This window comes from Tenacibaculum discolor (assembly GCF_003664185.1).
GTDB classification, from domain to species: domain Bacteria; phylum Bacteroidota; class Bacteroidia; order Flavobacteriales; family Flavobacteriaceae; genus Polaribacter; species Polaribacter discolor.
Map to the genome: position 1 here is coordinate 325,646 of NZ_RCCS01000008.1, position 23,571 is coordinate 349,216.

The window sequence follows — 23,571 nt, forward strand, 5'->3', positions numbered from 1 at the left end:
CTTGAAAAAATTTATTCTTTTATTACTGTTCCCTTCACTAGTTTTTGCACAAAAAACAGCTACAGTAAAAGGAATCATTACCAATAAATTCAATACACCAATTGAAGGAGTTGCGATTTCTTATTTATCAAAAGGAACTACTACCGATGCTAACGGAATGTATCAATTTACCATTCCTATCCGCAAAACAATTACCGTTACATTTACACATGTTTCTTATAAAACTTTAGTAAAAAAATTCACTTCCAGAGGAAAAAGAAACTTTAACTTCTCACCTATTTTACAAATTAAGAGTGAAGAATTAGAAGAAGTTATCGTTAAAAACCAACAAAAAGAAGCCCAAGGAATTACCAAAATAAAAACTAAAAAAGTAAAAAACATACTTGGCGCCAATGCTGGTGTTGAAAATATATTGATGACACTACCTGGAGTTAGTAACAACAATGAATTAAGTACTCAGTATAATGTTCGTGGTGGTAACTTTGATGAAAACTTGGTATATGTTAACGGAATTGAAGTATATCGCCCATTCTTAATTCGTTCTGGTCAACAAGAAGGATTGAGTTTTACCAATCCTCATATGATTCAGAATATTAATTTTTCTGCGGGTGGATTTCAAGCTAAATACGGTGATAAGTTATCTTCTGTACTAGATATTACTTATAGAAAGCCGACCAACTTTGGTGTTCAACTAGATTTAAGTTTGTTAGGAGGTAGTTTTACTATTGAAGACACTTTTGCTAATAATAAGCTAAGTGCAATTGTTGGTGTTCGTTATCGTGATAATAGCTTATTTGTAAACAGTAAACAAACTGAAATAAACTTTAGACCTCAATTTACAGATGTCCAATCATTTTTAAGCTACCAAGTAACTAGTAAACTTACATTAAATTTCTTAGGAAATTTTTCTCTTAACAACTATAATTACAAACCATTAACTCGCAAAACTCGATTTGGAACTTTAACGAATCCGCTAGAATTAATCGTTTTTTATCAAGGACAAGAAAAAGATCGTTTTCAAACCTTATTTGGAGCTTTTTCTGCTGATTATCAAGTTAACAATAACCTAAAACTTACTGGTACTGTTTCATCTTTTAACACACAAGAAGAAGAATACTTTGATATTGCTGCTGCCTATGCAATAGGAGAAGTAAATAGTAATATTGGTTCTGAAGATTTTGGTGAAGTTGAATTTTCTCAAGGTATTGGTTCACAAATTAATCATGCACGTAACGACTTGGATGCTTTAATCAGTAACATTCAACTAAAAGCTACTTTAAAAGACGGTAACAATGAATGGAAAGCCGGTATCAAATACCAAAAAGAAAATATTAAAGATCGTATTCGTGAATGGGAAGTAATAGACTCTTTAGGTTTTTCTGTTCGTCCACCACACCACACCACAAATAATCAACCATACGAACCTTTTACAGGTCCTATTGAGCCTTACAGAAATGTGAGAGCAGAAAATGAAACAGACATTAACCGTATTACTAGTTTTTTACAATTTAGTAAAAAAGCAATGTGGAACGATCACCAAGTTTGGATGAATATTGGAGTTCGTTCTCATTATTGGTCTATAAAAACAGCTTCTACTAATAATTATTCTCAAACAATCTTTAGTCCTAGAGCGCAATTTGCTATAAAACCTGATTGGGAGAGCGATATGCTATTTAGAATATCTGGTGGATGGTATTCACAACCTCCTTTTTATAAAGAATTACGTGATTATGACGGACAAGTACATCCCGAAGTAAAAGCACAAAAATCAATTCACTTAGTTGCTGGGAATGAATATAGTTTCAACTTATGGGAACGTCCTTTTAAATTAGTTACTGAACTTTATTATAAAGACTTATCTAATGTAAATGCTTACTCTGTAGATAATGTACGTATTCGTTATCGCGCAGACAATGTTACTGATGCCTATGCTTATGGTTTAGATGTTCGCTTAAATGGTGAGTTTGTTCCGGGTAACGATAGTTGGGTAAGCTTTGGATATTTAAAAACTGAAGAAAATATTAACAATAGAGGTTACATAGCTAGACCAACCGATCAACGTTTAAAGTTTGGAGTACTATTTCAAGATTATGTACCTAACTTACCTGATTTAAAGGCCTACTTAAACTTAGTTTACAATACAGGTTTGCCAGGTGGAGCTCCTGCTTATTCAGATGTATATCAATTTCAAAACCGTTTAAACGATTATAAACGTGCTGATGTAGGAATTTCTTATGTTTTTGCAGATGCAAACAAACAACATAAAACAGGCTTCTTAAGAAGTTTTAAAGAGCTTACTGCTGGTTTAGAACTTTTTAACATTTTTGACATTCGTAATTCCAACACAAACACATGGGTGCGTGATGCCTACAGTAAAAATCAATATGGTATTCCTAATTATATGACAGGTAGAGTCCTGAACTTTAAACTAGGAATGCAGTTTTAATATGAAAACAACACCAAAGCACGACGAAAGAATTGCTAACATGACTTTTGCTTCTGTTTATCCACACTATGTTACGAAAGTTGAGAAAAAAGATAGAACTAAAGAAGAGTTACACCAAGTAATTGAATGGTTAACTGGTTTTGATAATAAGATGTTAAACAACTTAATTGATCAAAAAGTAACTTTTGAAACCTTCTTCAAAGAAGCCAACTTAAATCTAAACGCTCATTTAATTACAGGTGTTATTTGTGGTTATCGAATAGAAGAAATCGAAACTCCCTTAACAAAGCAAGTTCGTTATTTAGACAAGCTTGTAGATGAATTAGCTAAAGGTCGTAAAATGGAAAAAATTTTACGCTAACCATACTTAGTTCTAATCTATTTAAAAATCTAGAAATTATATTTTATAAGTTTTAGAGACTTTTTAAGTCTCTAAAACTATTTAACCTCACTTATTTCCTGGCTATCTTATAAATTACTATAATTTCAATTATTATAGTAGGTATCAATAAGAACAAACCTAAACTAGCCAAGACTACAGTAGACAATAAAACTCCTGTTATTATTTCTAAAACACCACATACTTGTACTAAAGTTCCTAACCTACTCTTTAGCTGTAATAAGCCAATACCAAAAATTATTTGAACGACTCCAAAAACAAGTAGCTCTACTATAAGAGATACTCCAACAACCTCTTCACTAAAGTTTATTAAAAATATATCATAGAACTCAAATAGTACATAAGCTATCATAAAGACATAAACTATTATCTCTAATAATTTATGAGCATAAATTTTAGCTATTCTTAAAAACCCCATAAAGAATAATACAAAAGCCATAGAAGAAATTACTTTAATACTAGTATATAGCAATCCATTAAAAATTGATTCATCCTTTGTAAACTGATATACATCAGCAATAGTTTCAACAAAACCAAAAACAAAATAAATAACTCCAAAAATCCAAGCTAAGTTTAATTTCTTTTTATCTTGATTTGTAAGTACAACCTCGTTTGTAAATTCTTCTAAATTAATAGTTGCATCCAATGCTTCTAATATAGTTTTAATCGTAAAACTTCTTGGCATAGTTTCCCCTGCCTCTATACGTTGTATTGTACGAACATTAATATTACATTTTTCAACAAGCTCTTCTTGAGTTAATCCTTTTTGTTTTCTTAATTCAAGAATCTTTTTTCCTAAATCTGGTTGTTTCATGGTAAGTAAATTTTTATTTCTCATACAATATTACTTTTGATTCTAAATTTGATAAAACTATTTAATGGTTTTTAACCCGACTTTTACACGACATCTCTTTATTTACAATGCTTTCAAGACGAATTCATTTTTTATAAAAAATAAAAACACCAGCAAAGATGATAAAAATTGAATACATTTGCTTTTGTTAATTTTCAACACATGAAACTAGTTTTTGCTACCAATAATCTAAATAAACTTGCTGAAGTACAAAAAATGCTACCTAGCTCTATTGAGTTACTTTCTTTAAAAGATATCAACTGTCTTGATGATATTGAAGAAACTGCAACAACTTTAGAAGGAAACGCTAAAATTAAAGCAAATTACATTACCGAAAAGTTTGGATACAATTGTTTTGCTGATGATACAGGTTTAGAAGTTGAAGCTATAAACGGAGAACCAGGTGTTTATTCAGCTCGCTATGCAGGTGAACCTGCTAATGCAGAAAACAACATGCAAAAACTATTAACAGAATTAAATCATAAAACCAATAGAAATGCTCAGTTTAGGACTTCTATTTGTTTAAATTTAGACGAAAAACAATTTTTATTTGATGGAGTATGTAAAGGAACTATTTTAACATCTAAACAAGGTGAAAAAGGTTTTGGATATGATCCTATTTTTCAGCCTGAAGGATACAACAAATCATTTGCAGAAATGACTTCGGAAGAAAAAAACAAAATAAGTCATAGAGGATTAGCTATTCAACAATTAGTAGCTTTTTTAAAATCAATTAGCTAATTGAATTTATCAAAAACATACACAGTTCACTTTTTACTTTTATCAGTTTTACTGATAGTTTTTTTACTACTAAACATTAGTTTTGGTTCCGTATCAATTCCTCTAAAAGAAATTTTCAACTCTTTATTTGGTAACCCTGTAGCAAAAGATAGTTGGGAAACCATTATTATAAATTACCGATTACCAAAAGCTATTACTGCTATTTTAGTAGGATCAGGTTTAGCTATAAGTGGATTGTTAATGCAAACATTATTTAGAAATCCGCTTGCTGGTCCTTTTGTGTTAGGAATATCTTCTGGTGCAAGCCTTGGTGTAGCATTGCTCATTTTAGGCTCTAGTGTTTTTGGAGGATTTTTTCTTGTAGCTATATACTCTAACTGGGCATTAGCCATTGCTGCTAGCGCAGGATCTTTTTTAGTATTATCAGCTGTTATTATAGCTGCAAATAGAGTTCGTAATACGATGTCTATTTTAATTATTGGATTAATGTTTGGCTCTTTAACATCAGCAGTTATTAGTGTTTTAGCTTTTTTTAGTGAAGCTGAACAAATACAACAATATTTATTTTGGAGCTTTGGAAGCTTGGGGAATTTAACTTGGACAGAACTTTCGGTTTTTGGAATTATTTACCTGGTAGGAATTCTTGGAACATTTTCAGTTATTAAACCTTTAAACAGCTTTTTATTGGGTGAAAACTATGCAAAAAGCTTAGGAATCAACATCAAAAAAAGTAGAAATATTATTTTACTAATCACAAGTATTCTTACAGGGGTAATTACTGCTTTTTCAGGTCCTATTGCTTTTGTTGGACTAGCTGTTCCACATATTGCTAAGATGATTTTCTCTACTTCAAACCATAAAGTATTATTGCCTGCGGTTGCTTTAATTGGAGCAATTATTCTGTTAATTTGCGACAGTATAGCGCAGTTACCTACAAGCGAGTTTACCTTACCTATTAACGCAATAACATCATTATTTGGGGCACCTGTAGTTATATGGTTATTAATTAGGAAGAAGAAAATATACGTATAAAACTAAAAACATAAACAGTTAAACATCAAGCAACAACAAAAACATATTGTCTTACAAACAGAAAACCTTTCAATAGGTTACAAATCAAAAAAGCAAGAAACTCTCATTGCTTCAAATATTGATTTAACTATTGAAAAAGGAAAATTTGTTGCTTTATTAGGTAAAAACGGAATAGGAAAATCAACCTTGCTTCGTACTATTTCTAAAGTTCAAAAACCTTTAAAAGGTGTTGTAAAAATCAAACAAAAAGAACTTTCATCTTACACTAATCAAGAATTATCTACCACGTTGAGTTTAGTATTAACCGAACGTTTACCTTTAAGTCAGTTAACTGTTTTTGAATTAGTTGCTTTAGGGCGTCAACCCTACACCAACTGGATTGACAAACTCACACAAGACCACTTAAAGAAAATTCTCTGGGCAATTGAACAAACAGAAATTACACATTTAAAAGACAAACGATTTTATGAATTAAGCGATGGTCAATTACAACGTGTACTTATTGCCCGTGCTTTAGCTCAAGACACCGAAATCATTATTTTAGATGAACCTACAGCACATCTAGATATACATCACACATTTAAAGTATTTTCTTTATTAAAAAAGCTTGTAGAAAACACAGGAAAAACTATTATTATTTCCACTCACGAAGTAAATATAGCAATTCAACTAGCTGATGAATTCATATTACTTTCTGAAAAACAATTATATACTGGCACCTCACAAGAATTAATTGCTAAAAATGCTTTTGATGAACTTTTTCCTAAAGAATTAATAAGTTTTAACAAAACATTAGAACAATTCGTTATCAAGAAAAATTAAATTTGGACGATTGTAACATTTTGTTACTTTTGAAGCTAATCAAACTAAACAAACCTTAATTATTGATGAGAAAATTACTTTATATGGCTAGTGCAGTTGCACTGGTAGCATGTGGTTCAAGCAAAGAGACTGCAAATACAGATAATGATGTAACCACAGACCAAGCTGCAAAATATGCAAAAACCATTACCGCAAAAGATTTAGGAAAACATCTATTTATCTATGCTTCTGATGAATTTGAAGGAAGAAACACTGGTGAACCTGGACAAAAGAAAGCGGTAAAGTATTTAAAAGATTTTTATGTTAGTCAAGGAATAGCATCACCTTTAGGAGGAAATGATTACTTTCAAGAAGTACCTTCTGAATACTTAAGTAACAACCGTAGAGGAATGACTTTAAAAGATTCTGAAAATGTTGTTGCTTTTATCAAAGGAACAGAAAAACCAGATGAAATAGTGGTTATTTCTGCTCACTTAGACCACGAAGGAGTTAAAAATGGAGAAATATACAATGGTGCAGATGATGACGGATCAGGAACTGTAGCCATTTTAGAAATTGCTGAAGCTTTTAAACAAGCTGCTGATGCTGGCAAAGGCCCTAAGCGTTCTATTTTATTCTTACATGTTACTGGTGAAGAAAAAGGCTTATTAGGATCTAAATATTATACAGAAAACCCTATTTTCCCATTAGCTAATACTGTTGCTGATTTAAATATTGATATGATTGGTAGAGTTGACGACCGTCATAAAGGAAATCCAAATTACGTATACTTAATTGGTTCTGATAAATTAAGTACTGAATTACACAATATCTCTGAAGCGATGAATAAAAAATATACAAACATCGATTTAGATTATAAATACAACGACGATAACGACCCTAACCGTTTTTATTATCGTTCTGACCATTATAATTTTGCTAAGCACAACATTCCTATTATTTTTTATTTTAATGGAACACATGCCGACTATCATCGACCAACTGATACTCCTGACAAAATCAATTACGAAATGTTAGAAAATAGAGCCCGTTTGGTTTTCCATACTGCTTGGGAAGTTGCGAATCGTGAGAATCGTGTTGTGGTTGATAAAGCCGCAGAATAAGGTCTAATCAAATTTAAATTATAAAGTTTAAAAGCTCATCTAAAATTAGATGGGCTTTTTATTTACTTTTAACTTAAATACCATTCCTAAAATATATCCCCTTTCCTTACAATAACCAACCTTAAATAGATTATTTATCTATAAAATAATTTAAATTAGAAAAATAATCCAAAGATTAGTTTTTTAACTGATAAATAACATTGCTTCGTTTACATTTGCCCGCCTAAATTTTAATACTATGGTTAACGAAGGGAAATTATCATTAGAAAATCAACAAAAACTAGATAAGTTACAAGAAGAATTAGCTTCTGCTCGTGATACTTTTTTAGGGTATCCTGTATCAAAAGATTTTGATTATTCAGAATTAAATAAGTTTTTTCAATATCCAATTAACAACCTTGGTGATCCTTTTGAACAAGGCACTTATCGTGTACGAACCCATGAAATGGAACGTGAGGTTATTGCCTTTTTTGCAAAACTATTTAGAGCTAACCCAAAAGATTTTTGGGGATATGTAACCAATGGTGGTTCAGAAAGTAACCTATATGGTTTATATATAGCTCGTGAGCTGTTTCCAAAAGCTATGGTATATTATTCTGAATCTACTCATTACAGTGTACGTAAAAACATCCATTTATTAAATATTCCAAGTATTGTAATTAAATCGCAAGAAAATGGTGAAATGGATTATGAAGATTTTGAAAATACTGTTCGTATGAATCGTCATAAACCTGTAATAGTATTAGCAACTTTTGGTACTACTATGAAAGAAGCTAAAGACGACATAGGTAAAATTAAAGGTATCTTACATAACCTAGCTATTCAAGATCATTATATTCACTGCGATGCTGCTTTAGCAGGATCATTTGGACCCTTTATGCAACCTCGTCTTCCTTTTGATTTTATGGATGGGGCTGACAGTATTTCTATCAGTGGACATAAATTTATCGGTTCACCAATACCGACTGGGGTATTAATGGCAAAGCGATCGAACAGAGACAGAATTGCTAAAGGAATTTCGTACATCGGTTCTTTTGATACTACTATTACAGGCTCTCGTAACGGACATTCTCCTTTATTCTTATGGTATGCCTTAAAGCAATTAGGTGTTGAGGGTTTACAGCAACGTTACCAACATAGTTTAGCTGTAGCTGAATATTGCGAAGCTGAGTTACAAAAAATTGGAGTAAATGCTTGGAGAAATCCTAATGCAATTACTGTGGTATTACCAAAAACTCCACAAAGTATTAAAGATAAATGGCAGTTAGCTACTGAAGGGAACATTTCTCATGTTATTTGTATGCCTAACGTAACAAAGACTCAAATTGATGAATTTGTAAACGATTTAAAAAATTGTACAGAACAGATTATTGAAGAGGAATTTTCCTATGATTTTTCATTAAGCTAACCTTTTATTAATCTAAGACAAGTACTTTTGATTGCTTTAAAAGAAAATTTAATTATGAAGAAATTATTATTAAGTACAATGCTATTTGCATTGTCATTTGTTTATGGGCAAGAAAAAAAAGAAAAATTAACTATTGAAAAAGGTACATGGTATACTAGTGCAAATTTTTCCATAGGACATAATAGTAATGAATTTGAGGGTTCTCCTGAAACTTCTAAATATTTTAACTTTAATTTCTCTCCTAAGGTAGGATACACTATTAACGACAACTTAATTATAGGTTTAGGTGTAGGATATGGATATTCAAAAAGTGAATCAGGGAGTCAAATTGGAAAAGGTAATTCCTACCAAATCTTTCCTTATGTTAAAAAACACTTTCCACTTGGAAAGAAATTAACTATTTCGTTACAAGGAGAATTTAGTTATAGTTATGCTGATTATTCAAGCAATATTAATTCTACTCCATACGAAAGAAGCACCAACCAATATTTTGTAGGGATAAGACCTGGACTTACTTATTTTTTAAATAAAAACATCGCTTTAGAAGCTAATATAGGTAGCTTAGGTTATTCTAAAACAGACCAAGATGAAAGTAGTTTTCCTGACAGAGAATCTGATTCATTTCAATTTAATATAAACTCAACTGATTTAATGTTCGGTTTATCATATTATTGGTAGTATTAAACTTTACAAATCAAATAAAAAACGCTAAGAATTTTCTTAGCGTTTTTTTATACATTCTATTATTTGAAACTTTTTATTTTGTTGTAACACACTTACCGAAGTAAAAAGTTTTGTTAGGTGCGTACTATAATTCAAATGTGAATTAGCAACTAACAAAAACCTTCCGTTGTTTTTCAAACAATTTTCTATTCCTTTAAAAAGATTTAGTGCTATCTCAATATTATTCTCATGTTCAAAGTGAAAAGGTGGGTTTGATACTACTAAGTCAAAAGAATTTTCTTTTAACTCCTCTAGGGTATCATCGCATAAAAATTCTGCTTTTTTCCCTTCTAAGTTAATTTTAGATGACTCAATAGCTAAATTAAAATCATCTAACAAAGTTACTTCTGCTAGTGGATTTTGCTCGGTAACTTCATAAGCTATAACTCCATTACCAGAAGCTACATCTAATACTTTTAACTCTTCTGTTTTAACTTCTAAATTTTCTAAAAAAAATTGCGTTCCTATATCTACACTTCCAGAGGAAAACACACCATAATATTGCTGTAAAGTTTTGTCTTCCCTCTGAATAGTATTAATTAGATTTTTCTTTTGAATTTCTTTTTTAGGTGCTTTTAAAATTAATAAACGTGCCTTTTTCCATGCTTTTGACTGAGTAACTTCTTCAAAATATTTTTCGGCAACCTTTATGTAAGAAGGAGAAAAATACTTAGTCATAAACCCACAAATAACCTCAGTTTTTTCATGTGAAGCTTTATGGATTTGTTGTAAGAATAACTCAAATAACTCTAAAGACTTAGGAATTTTAATCAAGGCCACTTCTACATGCTGCAAATCATCAATTGGAGTTTTAAAATCAACTTCCGTAGAAAAATTATTCAATTTCAAATTTTGACAAATTGCTTTTTGCTGACTAGCATACGTCCAAACAGTAGTTACTTTTTTATTCTGTAAAGCACAGTTCCACACCCCAAAACGGTCATTAAAAAGACGCAAGTGCTCTATATTCTTTTCAGCTATATAATCTAATACTAATAGTTCAGCACTACTCCAAGCTCGTAAACTTTTGTCGGAAGTCTTGGGATAACGCTCTAATTGATATGTTTTTGAATGTATTTTTACTGTAGTATCCAATTAATATCCTACGTTTAATTTACTAAAGTCTTTTCTTTAGCATAGTAGATTTCATCTAATGAAGTTATTTCCCCAGCTCTATTTCTTCTAAAAATATGTTTTGGCTCCACATCTTCTATTGACTCTTTACCCATAGCTGCAACCATTTCTTTAATTGCACTAATTGTTTTGTTATGGTAATTCTTTACACGCATATTTTTATACTTAACTACCAACGCCTTAACCAAATCTTTTTCTTGTGTTGCAACACCTACAGGACAGGTATCTAAGTTACATTCACGTGCCTGAATACACCCTAAACTTAACATAAAACTACGAGCCATTCCAATTGCATCAGCTCCTAAGGCTAAGTATTTAATCACATCAAAAGCATCAATAGCTTTTCCACTTGCAATAATTTTTATTTGATCTTTTAGTCCGTATTTTTTCAACATCTTATTCACAAAAGACAATCCTTCTAGCAACGGTGTACCAATGTAGTTTGAAAACTCTAAAGGAGCTGAACCTGTACCTCCTTCTCCTCCATCAACAGCTATATAATCAGGATAATTATTAGCATCTGCAAAAGCTTTAATCATCGCTTCAATTTCATCATTGTCTCCAACACAAAATTTAATTCCTATTGGCTTCCCTCCAGATAGATCTCTTACTTGTTGAATAAACGCAACCATTTCATCAAAATTTGAAAATGCATCATGTGCCGGTGGTGAATCTACTCTTGTAAAAGGCTCTACAGAACGAATTTCAGCAATTTCTTTTGTATTCTTTTTTGCAGGAAGAATTCCACCGTGGCCTGGTTTAGCTCCTTGTGAAAGCTTTATTTCAACCATCTTCACCTCTTCTCTGTTTGCATTCTTCTTAAAAACCTCAGCATCAAAAGTACGTTTTCCGTTTACACTTTTTCCCGCTCCAAAATACCCTGTACCAACCTGAAAAATTAAATCTCCACCTTGCAAATGATAAGGAGAAATACCTCCTTCACCTGTATTATGTGCGAAGCCTCCCATTTTTGCCCCTTGATTCAATGCCATTATTGCATTTTTACTCAACGAACCAAATGACATTGCTGAAATATTGATGATAGAAGAATTATATTTTTGTGTACACTTATCTGAACCTATAAGTACTCTTTCACCATTAATATGATGATGATCTTTAGGGAATAATGAATGTTTTACAAACTCATATCCTTTTGCATATACATTGTGTTGTGTACCGAAAGGAACTGTTTCTATTTCTTTTTTCGATCGCTGATAAACAATACTTCTTTTCTCACGGTTAATAGGTTTACCGCTTAAATCATCTTCAATAAAATATTGCTGAATTTTTTCTCGTTCCTCTTCAAATACCCAACGCAAACGAGCAATTACAGGAAAAGCACGCATTAGTGAGTGCTTTTTTTGAATAAAGGCATCATATATTGCTAATAATGTTACCGCTGAAGCAACAGTTAACAAAATATAATTTCCCATATCTGGCATGAAATAAACCAACACACCACATAATATATTAATTACAATAATAACAGATAAAATGGTATCTCTCATTTCTTTTGTTTTTCTGGCAAAAATACAATTTTAGCATAAAAAAAGCTCTGACATATAGCCAGAGCTTTCTTTTATATTTAAATACTTAAAATTACTTTTTGAATTTCGCGTATTTATTTTTGAACTTATCAATACGCCCTGCAGTATCTACTAACTTAGACTTACCAGTGTAGAAAGGATGTGAAGTTCTTGAAATTTCTAATTTGATTAATGGATACTCAACTCCTTCTACTTCTAAAGTTTCTTTTGTGTTAGCAGTTGAACGTGTTAAAAAAACATCTCCGTTAGACATGTCTTTAAACGCTACCATTCTATAATTTTCTGGATGTATACCTTTTTTCATCTCTTGTAAATTTAAAATCTTTTATTTTTGTTGAAAAAATTATAAAGTTGGTAAAGCTTTATAGTTGTTTCATATATCAAAAACCTGCAATGGCTATTTGAGGGTGCAAATTTAACCCTTTTTTTTAATTTGCAAACAAATAATTTGCTTTAATTTGTACAACATCTTTATAAACTACAGAAAATAACATTTTATATATGCGTTTTTATAAACTTTTAACTTTAGGATTAACTACTTTACTTATAACTTCTTGTAGCGAAACTAATTACAAATTTAAACTAGACACTACTAAAAAAACTACCCTAGGTAAAAAAGCTGCTATTAAGTTTGAACAATTAAAGGGTGAACAGATAGATTCTGTACAACTTTACGTAAACAACAAGCGTGTAAATACTAACGAAACAAGTGTTACTATTAACACTGCTGATTTTGGTGTAGGAAAACATGCTGTTACTGCTTTAGCTTTTTATCCTAACAAATCAAAAAAGCTAAACAACTCTATTGAGGTATTAGCCAAAGAAGCTCCTGCTGTATATTCTTATAAAATTGCAAATATTTATCCGCACGATAAAGGAGCATACACTCAAGGGTTAGAATACAAAAACGGTTATTTATACGAAAGTACAGGTCGTAATGGTGAATCTACTTTAAGAAAAGTTGAATTAGAAACTGGAAAAGTTTTACAAAAAACTGATTTGGATGAAAAGTACTTTGGTGAAGGAATGACCATTTTTAACAATAAAATTTATTGGTTAACATGGCATGCTCGAAAAGGATTTATCTACGATTTTGAAACATTTAAACAACTTGGTAGCTTTAACTATACAAATAGTAATCAAGGATGGGGTTTAACGCACAACGGTTCTGAACTTATTAAAACAGATGGTAGTAACAAGGTTTGGTTTTTAGATGCAAACACCCAAGAAGAAAAAAGAAGTGTACAAGTATACACTAACAAATACCCTGTTGATAATTTAAATGAAATCGAACTTATCAACGGAAAAATTTACGCAAATAAATGGCAACAAAACTCAATAGTTATTATCAATCCAGAAACAGGTGTTGTTGAAGGTGTAGCTAACTTAAATGGGTTAAGAGATATTGTTGCTAAAGATCAAACTTTAGAACCTCAAGATGATGTATTAAACGGAATTGCGTATGATGCTGAAAACAACCGTTTATTTGTTACAGGAAAACATTGGGGAAAATTATTTGAAATAGAATTAATCAAACAATAATCTACTACCTAAAATCATGAAAAATACCCTTCCCATACTAGCGCTTATTTTATCTATTATTGTAATGTCTTGTAGAAAAGACTTCACTACAGTACCTAGTTATGGGAAGCTACAATTTTCAAAAGACACAGTATTTCTAGATACTATTTTTAGTAATATAGGCTCTGCAACCTATAACTTAAAAGTATATAATAAGAGTAACAAAACCATTACTATTCCAGAGATTAAACTAGAGAATGGAAGTACTTCAAATTACCGATTAAATGTAGATGGTTTAGCTGGTGATAACTTTAATAACATCGATATTTTAGCAAATGATAGTATCTATGTATTTATAGAAACTACTATTGATGTTAACACCGTTACCGATCCTTTATATACTGATAAAATATTGTTTGATAATGGAGAAAATCAACAAGATGTAGATTTAGTTACTTTAGTACAAGACGCTCATTTTATTTTTCCTACTAAAAACAGTTCGGGTATTGAGACATTAACTATTGATGGTAAAGAAACTAAGATTCAAGGTCGCTTTTTAACTGATGAAGAACTCACTTTTAGCAATGAAAAACCCTATGTTATTTACGGTTATGCAGCAGTACCTTCTAGTAAAACACTAACAATTGAGGCAGGAGCTAAAATTCACTTTCACAACAATTCTGGATTAATTATTGATAAAGGCGCTAGCTTAAAAACCAATGGAACTTTAGATGAAAAAATTATTTTTGAAGGTGACCGACTAGAACATCAGTTTAGTGAAATTCCAGGACAATGGGGAGCTATTTGGATACGTGAAGGTAGTTATAACAACGAGCTAAATCATACTCAAATTAAAAATGGAACTGTTGGACTTCTTGTTGACGGACAAAATACTTCCTCTCCTACGCTAACTATAAAAAACACTGAGATATATAACAGCTCAAATTATGGTGTTTTAGGTAGAAATACTCATATTGAAGGAGAGAACTTAGTAATAGGTAGTGCAGGACAATCTGCATTAGCTTGTACTTTTGGAGGAAAGTATAATTTTACCCATGCCACTTTTGCTAATTTTTGGAATAATAGTATCCGTCAGTTACCTTCAGTTTTAGTAAATAACCATATCTCTTATATCAACGATAGTAACCAAGAAGTTACTGAAGTTAATGATTTAGTTAGCGCTAATTTTACAAACTGCATTATTGAAGGAAATAACAATATAGAGTTTATACTTGATAAAATAGATGGAACAACTTTTAACTACATGGTTGAAAATTGCTTAATCAAATTTGATGATTTTAATAATTCATTTGTAGATAATAATGAATTAAATTTTGATGACACTTCACATTATCAAAACAACATTTTAAACGGAGAACCTAACTTTAAAGATGTTACTAAAAATGAATTTATCATTGGTAAAAATAGTGGTGCTATTAATAAAGCAAAACCTTCCGCTGTTTCTGAAGATATTTTAGGTACTCCTCGAAACTCTATGCCAGATATTGGCGCTTATCAACACACTGAATTTTAAGCTAATAAGGTTTATCTACAAAAACACTTCCATTTAACGATTAAAACAATCCATTCGTCGAATTATAATAAAGTACACTACTAAGTAAATATATATTTGTAATGTATTTGTTTCATTCATAGTAATAAAATAAATAGATTAATTAGTTTGGTTAGTTGAGAGCTATTCTTCTTAACTGCAATGAATAGCTCTTTTTTTTAGAAGAAAAATAATATATATAAAAATATTTGTCGGGGGGCAATACTAATAGATTGAGGAATCTATACAGGGTAAAAGAGGAATACTTAAGTATTCCTTTTTTGCTACTTGTAATTAAGGCTTTCTTCCGCTAATTATTTCATTTTATATACTTCTCCATTTTTCATTACAAAAACCACGTTTTCCATCGTATGGATGTTTTGAGTAGGATCTTCATCTACTGCGACGATATCTGCAAAAAAACCTTTTTTAATCTGACCTAACTCATTTTTCATATCTAACAATGCTGCATTAGTTACTGTAGCAGATTGAATGGTTTCCATAGCTGGCATTCCTGCTTCTACCATATATCCAAATTCTTTTCCATTCTTACCGTGTTTAAATACTCCAGCATCAGTACCAAAAGCTATTTTTACTCCTCTTTTGTAAGCTCTACTAAAAGTTCCTTGTATTTGCGGACCAACAGCCAATGCTTTAGGCACTACAATTTCTGGGTAAAATCCTTTTACTTTTGCTTTCTCTTCAACCTCTTTTCCTGCTGTAATAGTTGGTACTAAATATGCATCATGTTTTTTCATCAACTCCATGGTAATATCACTCATATAGGTTCCATGCTCTATAGTTTTTACACCTCCAATAATAGCTCGCTGCATTCCTTCATCTCCATGAGCATGAGCTGCCACGTGCATCCCATAATCTTTTGCTGTTTCACAAATCGCTTTTATTTCATCAATATTAAATTGTGGATTATCGCCACTTTTAGCCACACTTAACACACCTCCTGTTGCTGTAATTTTTATACAGTCAGCTCCATTTTTATAACGTTGACGTACTGCTTTTTTAGCATCTTCAATCGAATTCACAACCCCTTCTTTCGGACCTGGATTACCTATTAATTCTCTACTACTACCGTTTGTTGGATCAGCATGCCCACCTGTAGTCGCTAAAGATTTCCCAGCTGTAAACACTCGTGGACCAGTTATTTTTCCAGCTTTAATTGCTTTTGCTAATGATATATTCACTCCAGTTCCTCCCAAGTCTCTTACTGTCGTAAAACCATTTAATAAGGTTGTTTCTGCAAACTTTACAGAATTATACGCTCTATCAGCTTCATTCAAAATATATTTTTCCAACCTTGATTTCGGACTATGTTCACTTTCAATATGCACGTGCATATCAATTAACCCTGGCATTACTACCTTATCTTTTAAGTCTATAACAACATCTTCTGAATTTTCAGGGCTCACATATCCTTTTAATACATCAATAATTTTATTTCCATTTACTACAATGGTTTGCTCTTTATTTATTTTACCTTTTTCTGTATCAATTAACTTTCCGCAGAATATATAGGTATTCTGAGCAAATGAAACAATCGACATCGTTAAAAACAGTACTAAAAAAAATCTTTTTTTCATGATAATTTAAGAATGATTAAGCAATAAATGTAGTGATTTTTATGTAGCTTGCCTTTTTAAATTTTAACAGTTACATGAAGAACGTTGTTATTACAGGAACCAGTAGAGGTATTGGTTTTGAATTAGCACAGCAGTTTGCTAATCAAGGACATCAGGTATTAGCATTATCTAGAAATACAAAACCTTTAGAGCAAATAAATCATTCAAACATCACAACTATTTCTGTTGATTTATCTAACGAAATAGATATAGAAAAAGCGGTTAGTTTTGTTACTACCGAATGGAAAAAGGTAGATATTCTCATCAATAACGCAGGAAAATTGATTAATAAACCTTTTGAACAATTAACAACACAAGATTTTGAAGAGGTATATAAAGTAAATGTTTTTGCAGTTGCTGAATTAACTAGAAACCTTTTACCGTTTATGCAAAAAGGAAGTCATGTAATAACTGTAAGTAGCATGGGTGGAATTCAAGGAAGTATGAAGTTCCCTGGATTAGCTGCCTACAGCTCTGCCAAAGGTGCAGTAATTACTTTATCTGAATTACTAGCCGAAGAATATAAAGAACAACAAATAGCTTTTAACGTCTTAGCCTTAGGTGCTGTACAAACAGAAATGCTGGAGGAAGCTTTCCCTGGTTATGAAGCTCCATTATCGGCTAAAGAAATGGCTAACTACATTTTTGATTTTGCTTTAACAGGTAGTAAGTATTACAACGGTAAAGTTTTACAAGTTTCTAGTTCTACCCCTTAAATTCAAGTATTACATTTGAAAAAGACATTGATTAAATACATTCCTGAAGAAGCAATTCCGTTAGTTGAATATTTAATTATTGAACACCGTATCAATTTGAAAATAGTAAGTGAACGTCAAACTAAACACGGTGATTTTCGTCGCTTACCAAATGGACACATGCAAATTACAGTCAACAATAATTTGAATCCATATCAGTTTTTACTAACACTAATTCATGAAATTGCACACCATGTAACATATCAAAAATTTGGAAGAGTACAACCCCACGGTAAAGAATGGAAAACAGTATTTCAGCATTTAATGCTCCCTTTTTTACAACCCGAAATTTATCCAAAAAACATTCTACCATATTTAGCCAACTACTTAAAAAACCCAAAAGCCAGTACCGATGCTGATGTAAATTTATCACTGGCGTTGCGAGGTGGAAAATCAGAAGACGGAAAGAACTTTATCTTTGAAATACCTAATGGAAGCGTTTTTCAATTCAAGGATAAACTATACAAAAGAGGTGATAAACGAAGAACACGCTATGAATGTTTAAATTTAGAAAACAAGCGTGTATATTTATTCAACCAAAATGCAGAAGTGAAACTAGTAGCTTTAAACAAATAATACTTGTATGAATACTAATTATTACGCAGTAATTATGGCGGGTGGCGTAGGTTCTCGCCTTTGGCCTGTAAGTACTGAAAAGTACCCTAAGCAATTTCATGATTTATTAGGAACTGGAGAGTCTTTGTTACAAAAAACCTTTAACAGAATTAATCAATTAATTCCAGCAGAAAATATTTTAATTGCCACTAATAAACGTTACGAAGAATTAGTATTAGAACAACTTCCTGAAATTAGCAACAAACAGCTATTACTTGAACCTGTAATGCGTAATACTGCTCCTTGTATTTTATATGCTGCTTTAAAAATTCATCAGCAAAATAAAAATGCAGTGATGTTAGTTGCTCCATCGGATCATTGGATAGAAAACGAAACTGAATTTATTAAGAATATTGAGACTTCTTTTAAGGTTTGTGCTAAAGAAGACATGTTAATGACTTTAGGAATTCAACCAAATCATCCCAATACAGGGTATGGTTATATTCAGTTTGAAGAAAATTCTTCTGAAATAAAAAAAGTAAAAACCTTTACCGAAAAACCAAACATTGAAAAAGCTACTCAATTTTTAGTAAGTGGTGATTATCTGTGGAATGCCGGCATTTTTGTTTGGTCAGTTTCAAGTATTTTAGCTGCTTTTAAAAAGTACCTCCCTGAAATGGTTGACATTTTAGATCATGGAAATAATGTATACAACACAGATCTTGAAGGCGATTTTATAAAGAATAATTATGAAAAGTGTGAAAACATTTCTATTGACTTCGGAATTATGGAACGCTCAGAAAAAGTACATGTGCTCCCTGTTGATTTTGGTTGGGATGATTTAGGTACTTGGGGTTCTTTATACAACAAACTAGGTAAAGACAAGTATCAAAATGCAACTGTTGGAGCTAATACTATTTTTAAAAACGCTAATGGAAATATGATTAGCACTCAAAATGGCAAGAAAGTAGTGGTTCAAGGTTTACAAGATTTTATTATCGTAGAAAAAGACGATGTCTTGGTTATTTGTCCACGTAAAGAAGAACAAGACATAAAACAACTACGAACAAAAGTAAAAGAGAAATTTTAATAAGTTACTCCTCTCTTTTCTATAACACATTATTGATTAATGGAATATTCCAACATTCTTAACATAGGTATTTTAGCACATGTTGATGCTGGTAAAACTACCTTGACAGAACATTTACTATATCATACAGGAGCTATAAGAAATATAGGAAGTGTAGATAAAGGTTCTACTGTTACTGATAGTTTAGTACTTGAGAAAGAACGTGGAATTTCCATAAAAGCTGCAACCACTTCTTTTATTTGGAATGACACCAAAGTTAACTTAATTGATACTCCTGGGCACGTAGATTTTTCTAGTGAAGTTGCAAGAACATTATGTGTGGTAGATGCAGTTGTTTTAGTTATTTCGGCTGTTGAAGGTGTACAAGCTCACACCCTAACTATTGTAGACGCTTTGGAAAAACTGAAAATTCCAACAATAATTTTCATTAATAAAATTGATCGACAAGGTGCAGATACAGAGAGTGTTTTAGAACAAATAAAAAATGAGCTTCAATTTAAAACTGCCCCAATTTATACTGCTCATAATGAAGGGTTAGATTCCGCATGTATTAGTCCTGTTTTTCATAATAGTTCAGTTACCAAAGAACAAAAAGAAACCATTTTAGAAGAGTTAATTGAAACTAATGAAGACTTGCTTGAACAATACTTAAATGGCAATACTATTACTGATGAAACCTACATCAAAGCTATCATAAAAAACACTTCTAAAGCTTTAATTTCAGCGGTATTTACAGGAATTGCTAAAAATAACATCGGTGTAAAAGAATTACTAGACGGATTAACAAGTTTTATCAAACCCAACAAAAACAATACTTCTCAAGAAGCCTCTGCTTATGTATACAAAATAGAGCATCATAAAGTTCATGGTGTTATGGCATATGTAAAAGTATTTTCTGGTGAGTTATCTTCTAAATCGGTTATTTACAACCACACCCAAGCCTTAGAAACTAAAATAAACCAATCAAAGGTCTTCCATCATACCAAACATATTGACGCTACTATTAAAACTGGTGATATTGGAATTATTACAGGGGTCGTTGATACAAAAACTGGAGATATTTTAGGCAATCCCGAAGGAATTCCAAAATTACCCGAATTAAACACACCTGTTTTAAGTGTACAAGTGTTACCTGACAATGATAAAGATTATAATGCCTTAGCACAAGCGTTGCAAATCATCGACAAAGAAGATCCTACTCTTCAATTCAAATGGCATAAACCTGAAAAGGAACTCTTATTATTGTTAATGGGAGACATGCAAATTGAGGTACTAACCCATATATTACTAGAACGGTTTTCAATCCCTGTTCGTTTTACCGAACCTCAAATTGTATACAAAGAAACCATAAGCAAAGCTGCAGAAGGTTATGTTCGCTATTGGATGCCTAAACCTTGTTGGGCTATTATGACTTTTTTAATTGAACCTGCTCCCTTAAACTCTGGTGTTAGTTATCAATCTGTTGTATCTAAAAATGATATTCATAATAAATATCAAAACGAAATAGCTAGAACGATTCCAAAAGCTTTAGAACAAGGATTATTAGGTTGGGAAGTTACTGATATAAAAATAACATTGATTAAAGGAGAAGACCACAATGTACACTCTAGACCTGGTGATTTTAATTTAGCTACTCCAATGGGAATCATGAAAGGTTTACAAGCTGGTGGAACTCATTTGTTAGAACCCTTAGTTCGCTTTGAAATAAAAACCAATGAAGAGTTTTTAAGTAAAATTATTTCTGAACTTACAACTAGAAGAGCAACAATCAACTCTCCTACTTTTCAAAATGAAATGATGCATCTTACAGGAACAATTCCTGTAGCTACTTCTTTAGACCTAAGCATTAAATTAAATACACTTTGTAGTGGTCGTATACGTTTGCGAATGGTTTTTCATGGCTATGACACATGTCCTGAAGGAGAAGGTAAATCCAGAGATTTTAAAGGAGTGAACCCATTAGACGAAGCTCAATGGATATTGCACCGTCGTGGCGCTTATAAAGCTGACGAACGAGTAATTTAATTCTTCTTTTTTATTTCTTCTAAAACCAAAGAATTAAAAACTTTCTCTTCGTTTAGAAAATCACTTTTTATAGAAATATAATTTAGTGGATCAATCTTACCCTCCAATCGCATATAATCCTTTTCTGTAGTCAAAATGATTTTTTGTTGAGATAGTAATTCATCAAAACTCTTCTTAATAGTTGAAATGTCCTGCTGAGTAAAATTATGATGATCTGGAAAATTTAAATGCTTAAAACCTATTTCTTTTTCTTTTAAAAAGTTCAATAATGGTTTAGGATTTGCAATTCCTGTTACTAACAATACTTCTTTATCTTTCAAGTCTGAAATTACTAGTTCTTCTGTTCCTTTTAAATCTTCGTCGTATGCAATCGTCGTAAAAAATACTTTTTGATACGACTTCGGATTGAGTTTTCGTACTATCTTTTCTTGCTCTGCCTTCGATAAATTCTCAGGACATTTAGTAACCACAATTACACTCGCTCGTTTAGCCCCTCTCCTACTTTCCCTTAAATTTCCTGTAGGTAATAAAAAATCATCTACAAATAAATCGTTATACTTTGTGAGTAAAATATAACTACTTGCAGTTACTTTTCTGTGCTGATAAGCATCATCTAACAATACTACTTCTGGTGGGTTATGAGTCTGTAATAACTGCTGAATTCCATATGTTCTATCAGCATCCACAGCCACCGTAATATCATTTTTAAATTTCTTATAAAACTGGAGCGGTTCATCTCCAACATCTTCAGCTATGTGTGTATCGTTTACCAGTTGAAACCCTTCTGTTTTACGTTTATAACCACGACTTAACACCGCTATTTTATAATCATCCTTCAATAAACGTATCAAATATTCAATCTGCGGAGATTTTCCCGTTCCACCAACACTTAAATTTCCAACAGCAATCACTGGGATATCAAAAGAAGTTGATTTTAAAACACCTAGATTAAAAAACCAATTACGAATTCTCGTAATAGCATCGTACAAAACAGCAAACGGAAATAATAAAAATCGAAGTAGCTTCATTACACCAAAAGTAATAATTTAAGCATTAATGTACAGGATACTTTTATTTTCATTTTTCTACTTTGTAACTTTGCTATAGTAATATTTTGAAAACGTACCCAAATGCAAATAAAAGACGTCACCAACTATATTGAGCAACTAGCACCACTTTCATATGCTGAAGATTTTGACAATGTTGGTTTATTAATAGGTAATTACAGTACTGAAGTTACAGGAGTTTTAGTTACACTAGACACTCTTGAAGAAACTGTAGATGAAGCAATTGCTAATAACTGTAATCTTATTGTAAGTTTTCATCCCATTGTATTTAGCGGATTAAAAAAGATAAACGGCAACAATTATGTAGAACGCGTCGTATTAAAAGCTATTCAAAATAATATTGCTATTTATGCTACACATACTGCATTAGACAATGTAAATAATGGTGTCTCAGCAAAAATGGGAGAAGTTTTAGGATTAAAAAACATGAAAACACTCATTCCTAAAAAAGGAATCATCAAAAAACTAACAACGTATGTTCCTTCTCAAAATGCTGATAACCTTCGTAACAAATTATTTGAAGCAGGTGCAGGAAACATTGGTAATTATGACAACTGCTCTTTTAATACAGAAGGAAAAGGAAGCTACAAAGGAAATGAGAACTCTAACCCTACTATAGGTGAAAAAGGGGAACTTATATTTGAAAAAGAAACCTGTATTACGATTACTTTCGATTCTTTTTTAGAAGGTAAAATACTCTCAGCATTGTTTAAGAATCATCCGTATGAAGAAGTTGCCTATGAAGTTATAACTTTAGACAATCAAAATCAACATGTGGGTATGGGTATGATTGGAGAACTTCCATCTGCAATGAATGAAAAAGATTTTTTATTATTTGTAAAAAAAACATTTAAAACAGACTGTGTTAGACATTCTGAACTACTTGACAAACCTATTAAAAAGGTAGCTGTATTAGGAGGTTCAGGAAGTTTTGCTATTAAAAATGCGATGCGAGCAGGAGCAGATGCTTACATTAGTGCAGATTTTAAATATCATGAATTTTTTAAAGCAGAAAAAAGAATATTACTTGCAGATGTAGGACATTATGAAAGCGAGCAGTTTACAAAAAACCTTTTAGTTGATTATCTTAGCAAAAAAATTAGTACTTTTGCAATTATTTTAAGCGAAAAGAGTACAAATCCAATACACTATATTTAACA

At 31.5% G+C, this 23,571-nt stretch carries 21 protein-coding genes; 15 read left to right on the plus strand and 6 right to left on the minus strand.

The window, feature by feature from the left end; translation table 11 throughout:
• Position 1: 1 nt before the first annotated feature.
• On the plus strand, positions 2-2,446 hold the full coding sequence (locus C8N27_RS11945) for a carboxypeptidase-like regulatory domain-containing protein (RefSeq protein ID WP_121147544.1): 2,445 nt from the start codon (positions 2-4) through the stop codon (positions 2,444-2,446).
• 1 nt (position 2,447) lies between these two features.
• On the plus strand, positions 2,448-2,807 hold the full coding sequence (locus C8N27_RS11950) for a DUF2200 domain-containing protein (RefSeq protein WP_121147545.1): 360 nt from the start codon (positions 2,448-2,450) through the stop codon (positions 2,805-2,807).
• 91 nt (positions 2,808-2,898) lie between these two features.
• Here C8N27_RS11950 and C8N27_RS11955 read toward each other — a convergent pair whose 3' ends face one another.
• On the minus strand, positions 2,899-3,684 hold the full coding sequence (locus C8N27_RS11955; RefSeq protein ID WP_121147546.1) for a helix-turn-helix domain-containing protein: 786 nt from the start codon (positions 3,682-3,684) through the stop codon (positions 2,899-2,901).
• Positions 3,685-3,861: 177 nt separating this feature from the next.
• Here C8N27_RS11955 and C8N27_RS11960 point away from each other — a divergent pair, with 177 nt between their 5' ends.
• From C8N27_RS11960 to C8N27_RS11985, 6 genes are all read left to right on the plus strand, one after another.
• Positions 3,862-4,440, plus strand: coding sequence for a non-canonical purine NTP diphosphatase (locus C8N27_RS11960; RefSeq protein WP_121147547.1), 579 nt, complete (start codon positions 3,862-3,864; stop codon positions 4,438-4,440).
• Entirely contained in the window at positions 4,441-5,472 is a 1,032-nt protein-coding gene (locus tag C8N27_RS11965; protein WP_121147548.1) for a FecCD family ABC transporter permease, read from the plus strand. It begins immediately after the preceding gene.
• A 117-nt stretch (positions 5,473-5,589) separates the two neighbouring features.
• Positions 5,590-6,294, plus strand: a complete 705-nt coding sequence (locus C8N27_RS11970) for an ABC transporter ATP-binding protein (RefSeq protein ID WP_306460128.1) — start codon at positions 5,590-5,592, stop codon at positions 6,292-6,294.
• A 65-nt stretch (positions 6,295-6,359) separates the two neighbouring features.
• A complete protein-coding gene (locus tag C8N27_RS11975; protein WP_176550514.1) occupies positions 6,360-7,397 on the plus strand; it encodes a M28 family metallopeptidase in 1,038 nt (345 codons plus the stop codon).
• Between the two features lie 238 nt (positions 7,398-7,635).
• A complete protein-coding gene (locus C8N27_RS11980; protein ID WP_099213805.1) occupies positions 7,636-8,805 on the plus strand; it encodes a histidine decarboxylase in 1,170 nt (389 codons plus the stop codon).
• 54 nt (positions 8,806-8,859) lie between these two features.
• Entirely contained in the window at positions 8,860-9,483 is a 624-nt protein-coding gene (locus C8N27_RS11985; RefSeq protein ID WP_147431730.1) for an outer membrane beta-barrel protein, read from the plus strand.
• Between the two features lie 42 nt (positions 9,484-9,525).
• Here C8N27_RS11985 and C8N27_RS11990 read toward each other — a convergent pair whose 3' ends face one another.
• From C8N27_RS11990 to C8N27_RS12000, 3 genes are all read right to left on the minus strand, one after another.
• Positions 9,526-10,623 carry a methyltransferase gene (locus C8N27_RS11990; protein ID WP_121147550.1) on the minus strand — a complete coding sequence of 366 codons (1,098 nt, stop codon included), beginning with the start codon at positions 10,621-10,623 and terminating at the stop codon, positions 9,526-9,528.
• A 14-nt stretch (positions 10,624-10,637) separates the two neighbouring features.
• Positions 10,638-12,170: an FMN-binding glutamate synthase family protein gene (locus tag C8N27_RS11995; protein ID WP_099213808.1), complete on the minus strand. Its 1,533-nt coding sequence runs from the start codon at positions 12,168-12,170 to the stop codon at positions 10,638-10,640.
• 91 nt (positions 12,171-12,261) lie between these two features.
• Positions 12,262-12,513, minus strand: a complete 252-nt coding sequence (locus C8N27_RS12000) for a type B 50S ribosomal protein L31 (RefSeq protein WP_047789607.1) — start codon at positions 12,511-12,513, stop codon at positions 12,262-12,264.
• A gap of 197 nt (positions 12,514-12,710) precedes the next feature.
• Between C8N27_RS12000 and C8N27_RS12005 the strand changes: the two genes are divergently transcribed.
• Together C8N27_RS12005 and C8N27_RS12010 are read left to right on the plus strand one after the other, a co-directional pair.
• Positions 12,711-13,751: a glutaminyl-peptide cyclotransferase gene (locus C8N27_RS12005; RefSeq protein WP_099213809.1), complete on the plus strand. Its 1,041-nt coding sequence runs from the start codon at positions 12,711-12,713 to the stop codon at positions 13,749-13,751.
• 16 nt (positions 13,752-13,767) lie between these two features.
• Positions 13,768-15,264, plus strand: coding sequence for a beta-helix domain-containing protein (locus C8N27_RS12010; protein WP_121147551.1), 1,497 nt, complete (start codon positions 13,768-13,770; stop codon positions 15,262-15,264).
• Positions 15,265-15,596: 332 nt separating this feature from the next.
• Here the strand turns inward: C8N27_RS12010 and C8N27_RS12015 are convergent, their stop codons facing one another.
• Positions 15,597-16,880: a metal-dependent hydrolase family protein gene (locus tag C8N27_RS12015; protein ID WP_121147552.1), complete on the minus strand. Its 1,284-nt coding sequence runs from the start codon at positions 16,878-16,880 to the stop codon at positions 15,597-15,599.
• A 74-nt stretch (positions 16,881-16,954) separates the two neighbouring features.
• Between C8N27_RS12015 and C8N27_RS12020 the strand changes: the two genes are divergently transcribed.
• The 4 genes from C8N27_RS12020 to C8N27_RS12035 are packed head-to-tail and all read left to right on the plus strand — an operon-like array spanning position 16,955 to position 21,344.
• Positions 16,955-17,635, plus strand: a complete 681-nt coding sequence (locus C8N27_RS12020; RefSeq protein WP_121147553.1) for an SDR family NAD(P)-dependent oxidoreductase — start codon at positions 16,955-16,957, stop codon at positions 17,633-17,635.
• Between the two features lie 15 nt (positions 17,636-17,650).
• The gene (locus C8N27_RS12025; RefSeq protein WP_121147554.1) at positions 17,651-18,250 is read left to right on the plus strand and encodes a SprT-like domain-containing protein; all 600 of its coding nucleotides are present in this window, start codon (positions 17,651-17,653) and stop codon (positions 18,248-18,250) included.
• Between the two features lie 7 nt (positions 18,251-18,257).
• Positions 18,258-19,319, plus strand: a complete 1,062-nt coding sequence (locus C8N27_RS12030; RefSeq protein ID WP_121147555.1) for a mannose-1-phosphate guanylyltransferase — start codon at positions 18,258-18,260, stop codon at positions 19,317-19,319.
• Positions 19,320-19,358: 39 nt separating this feature from the next.
• The gene (locus C8N27_RS12035) at positions 19,359-21,344 is read left to right on the plus strand and encodes a GTP-binding protein (RefSeq protein WP_121147556.1); all 1,986 of its coding nucleotides are present in this window, start codon (positions 19,359-19,361) and stop codon (positions 21,342-21,344) included.
• On the opposite strand, the gene lpxK is transcribed toward C8N27_RS12035, so the two are convergent.
• Positions 21,341-22,372 carry a tetraacyldisaccharide 4'-kinase gene (lpxK, locus tag C8N27_RS12040; protein ID WP_121147557.1) on the minus strand — a complete coding sequence of 344 codons (1,032 nt, stop codon included), beginning with the start codon at positions 22,370-22,372 and terminating at the stop codon, positions 21,341-21,343. The genes C8N27_RS12035 and lpxK overlap by 4 nt on opposite strands.
• Before the next feature lie 102 nt (positions 22,373-22,474).
• Between lpxK and C8N27_RS12045 the strand changes: the two genes are divergently transcribed.
• Positions 22,475-23,569 carry a Nif3-like dinuclear metal center hexameric protein gene (locus tag C8N27_RS12045; protein WP_121147558.1) on the plus strand — a complete coding sequence of 365 codons (1,095 nt, stop codon included), beginning with the start codon at positions 22,475-22,477 and terminating at the stop codon, positions 23,567-23,569.
• The last annotated feature ends 2 nt before the right edge of the window (positions 23,570-23,571 follow it).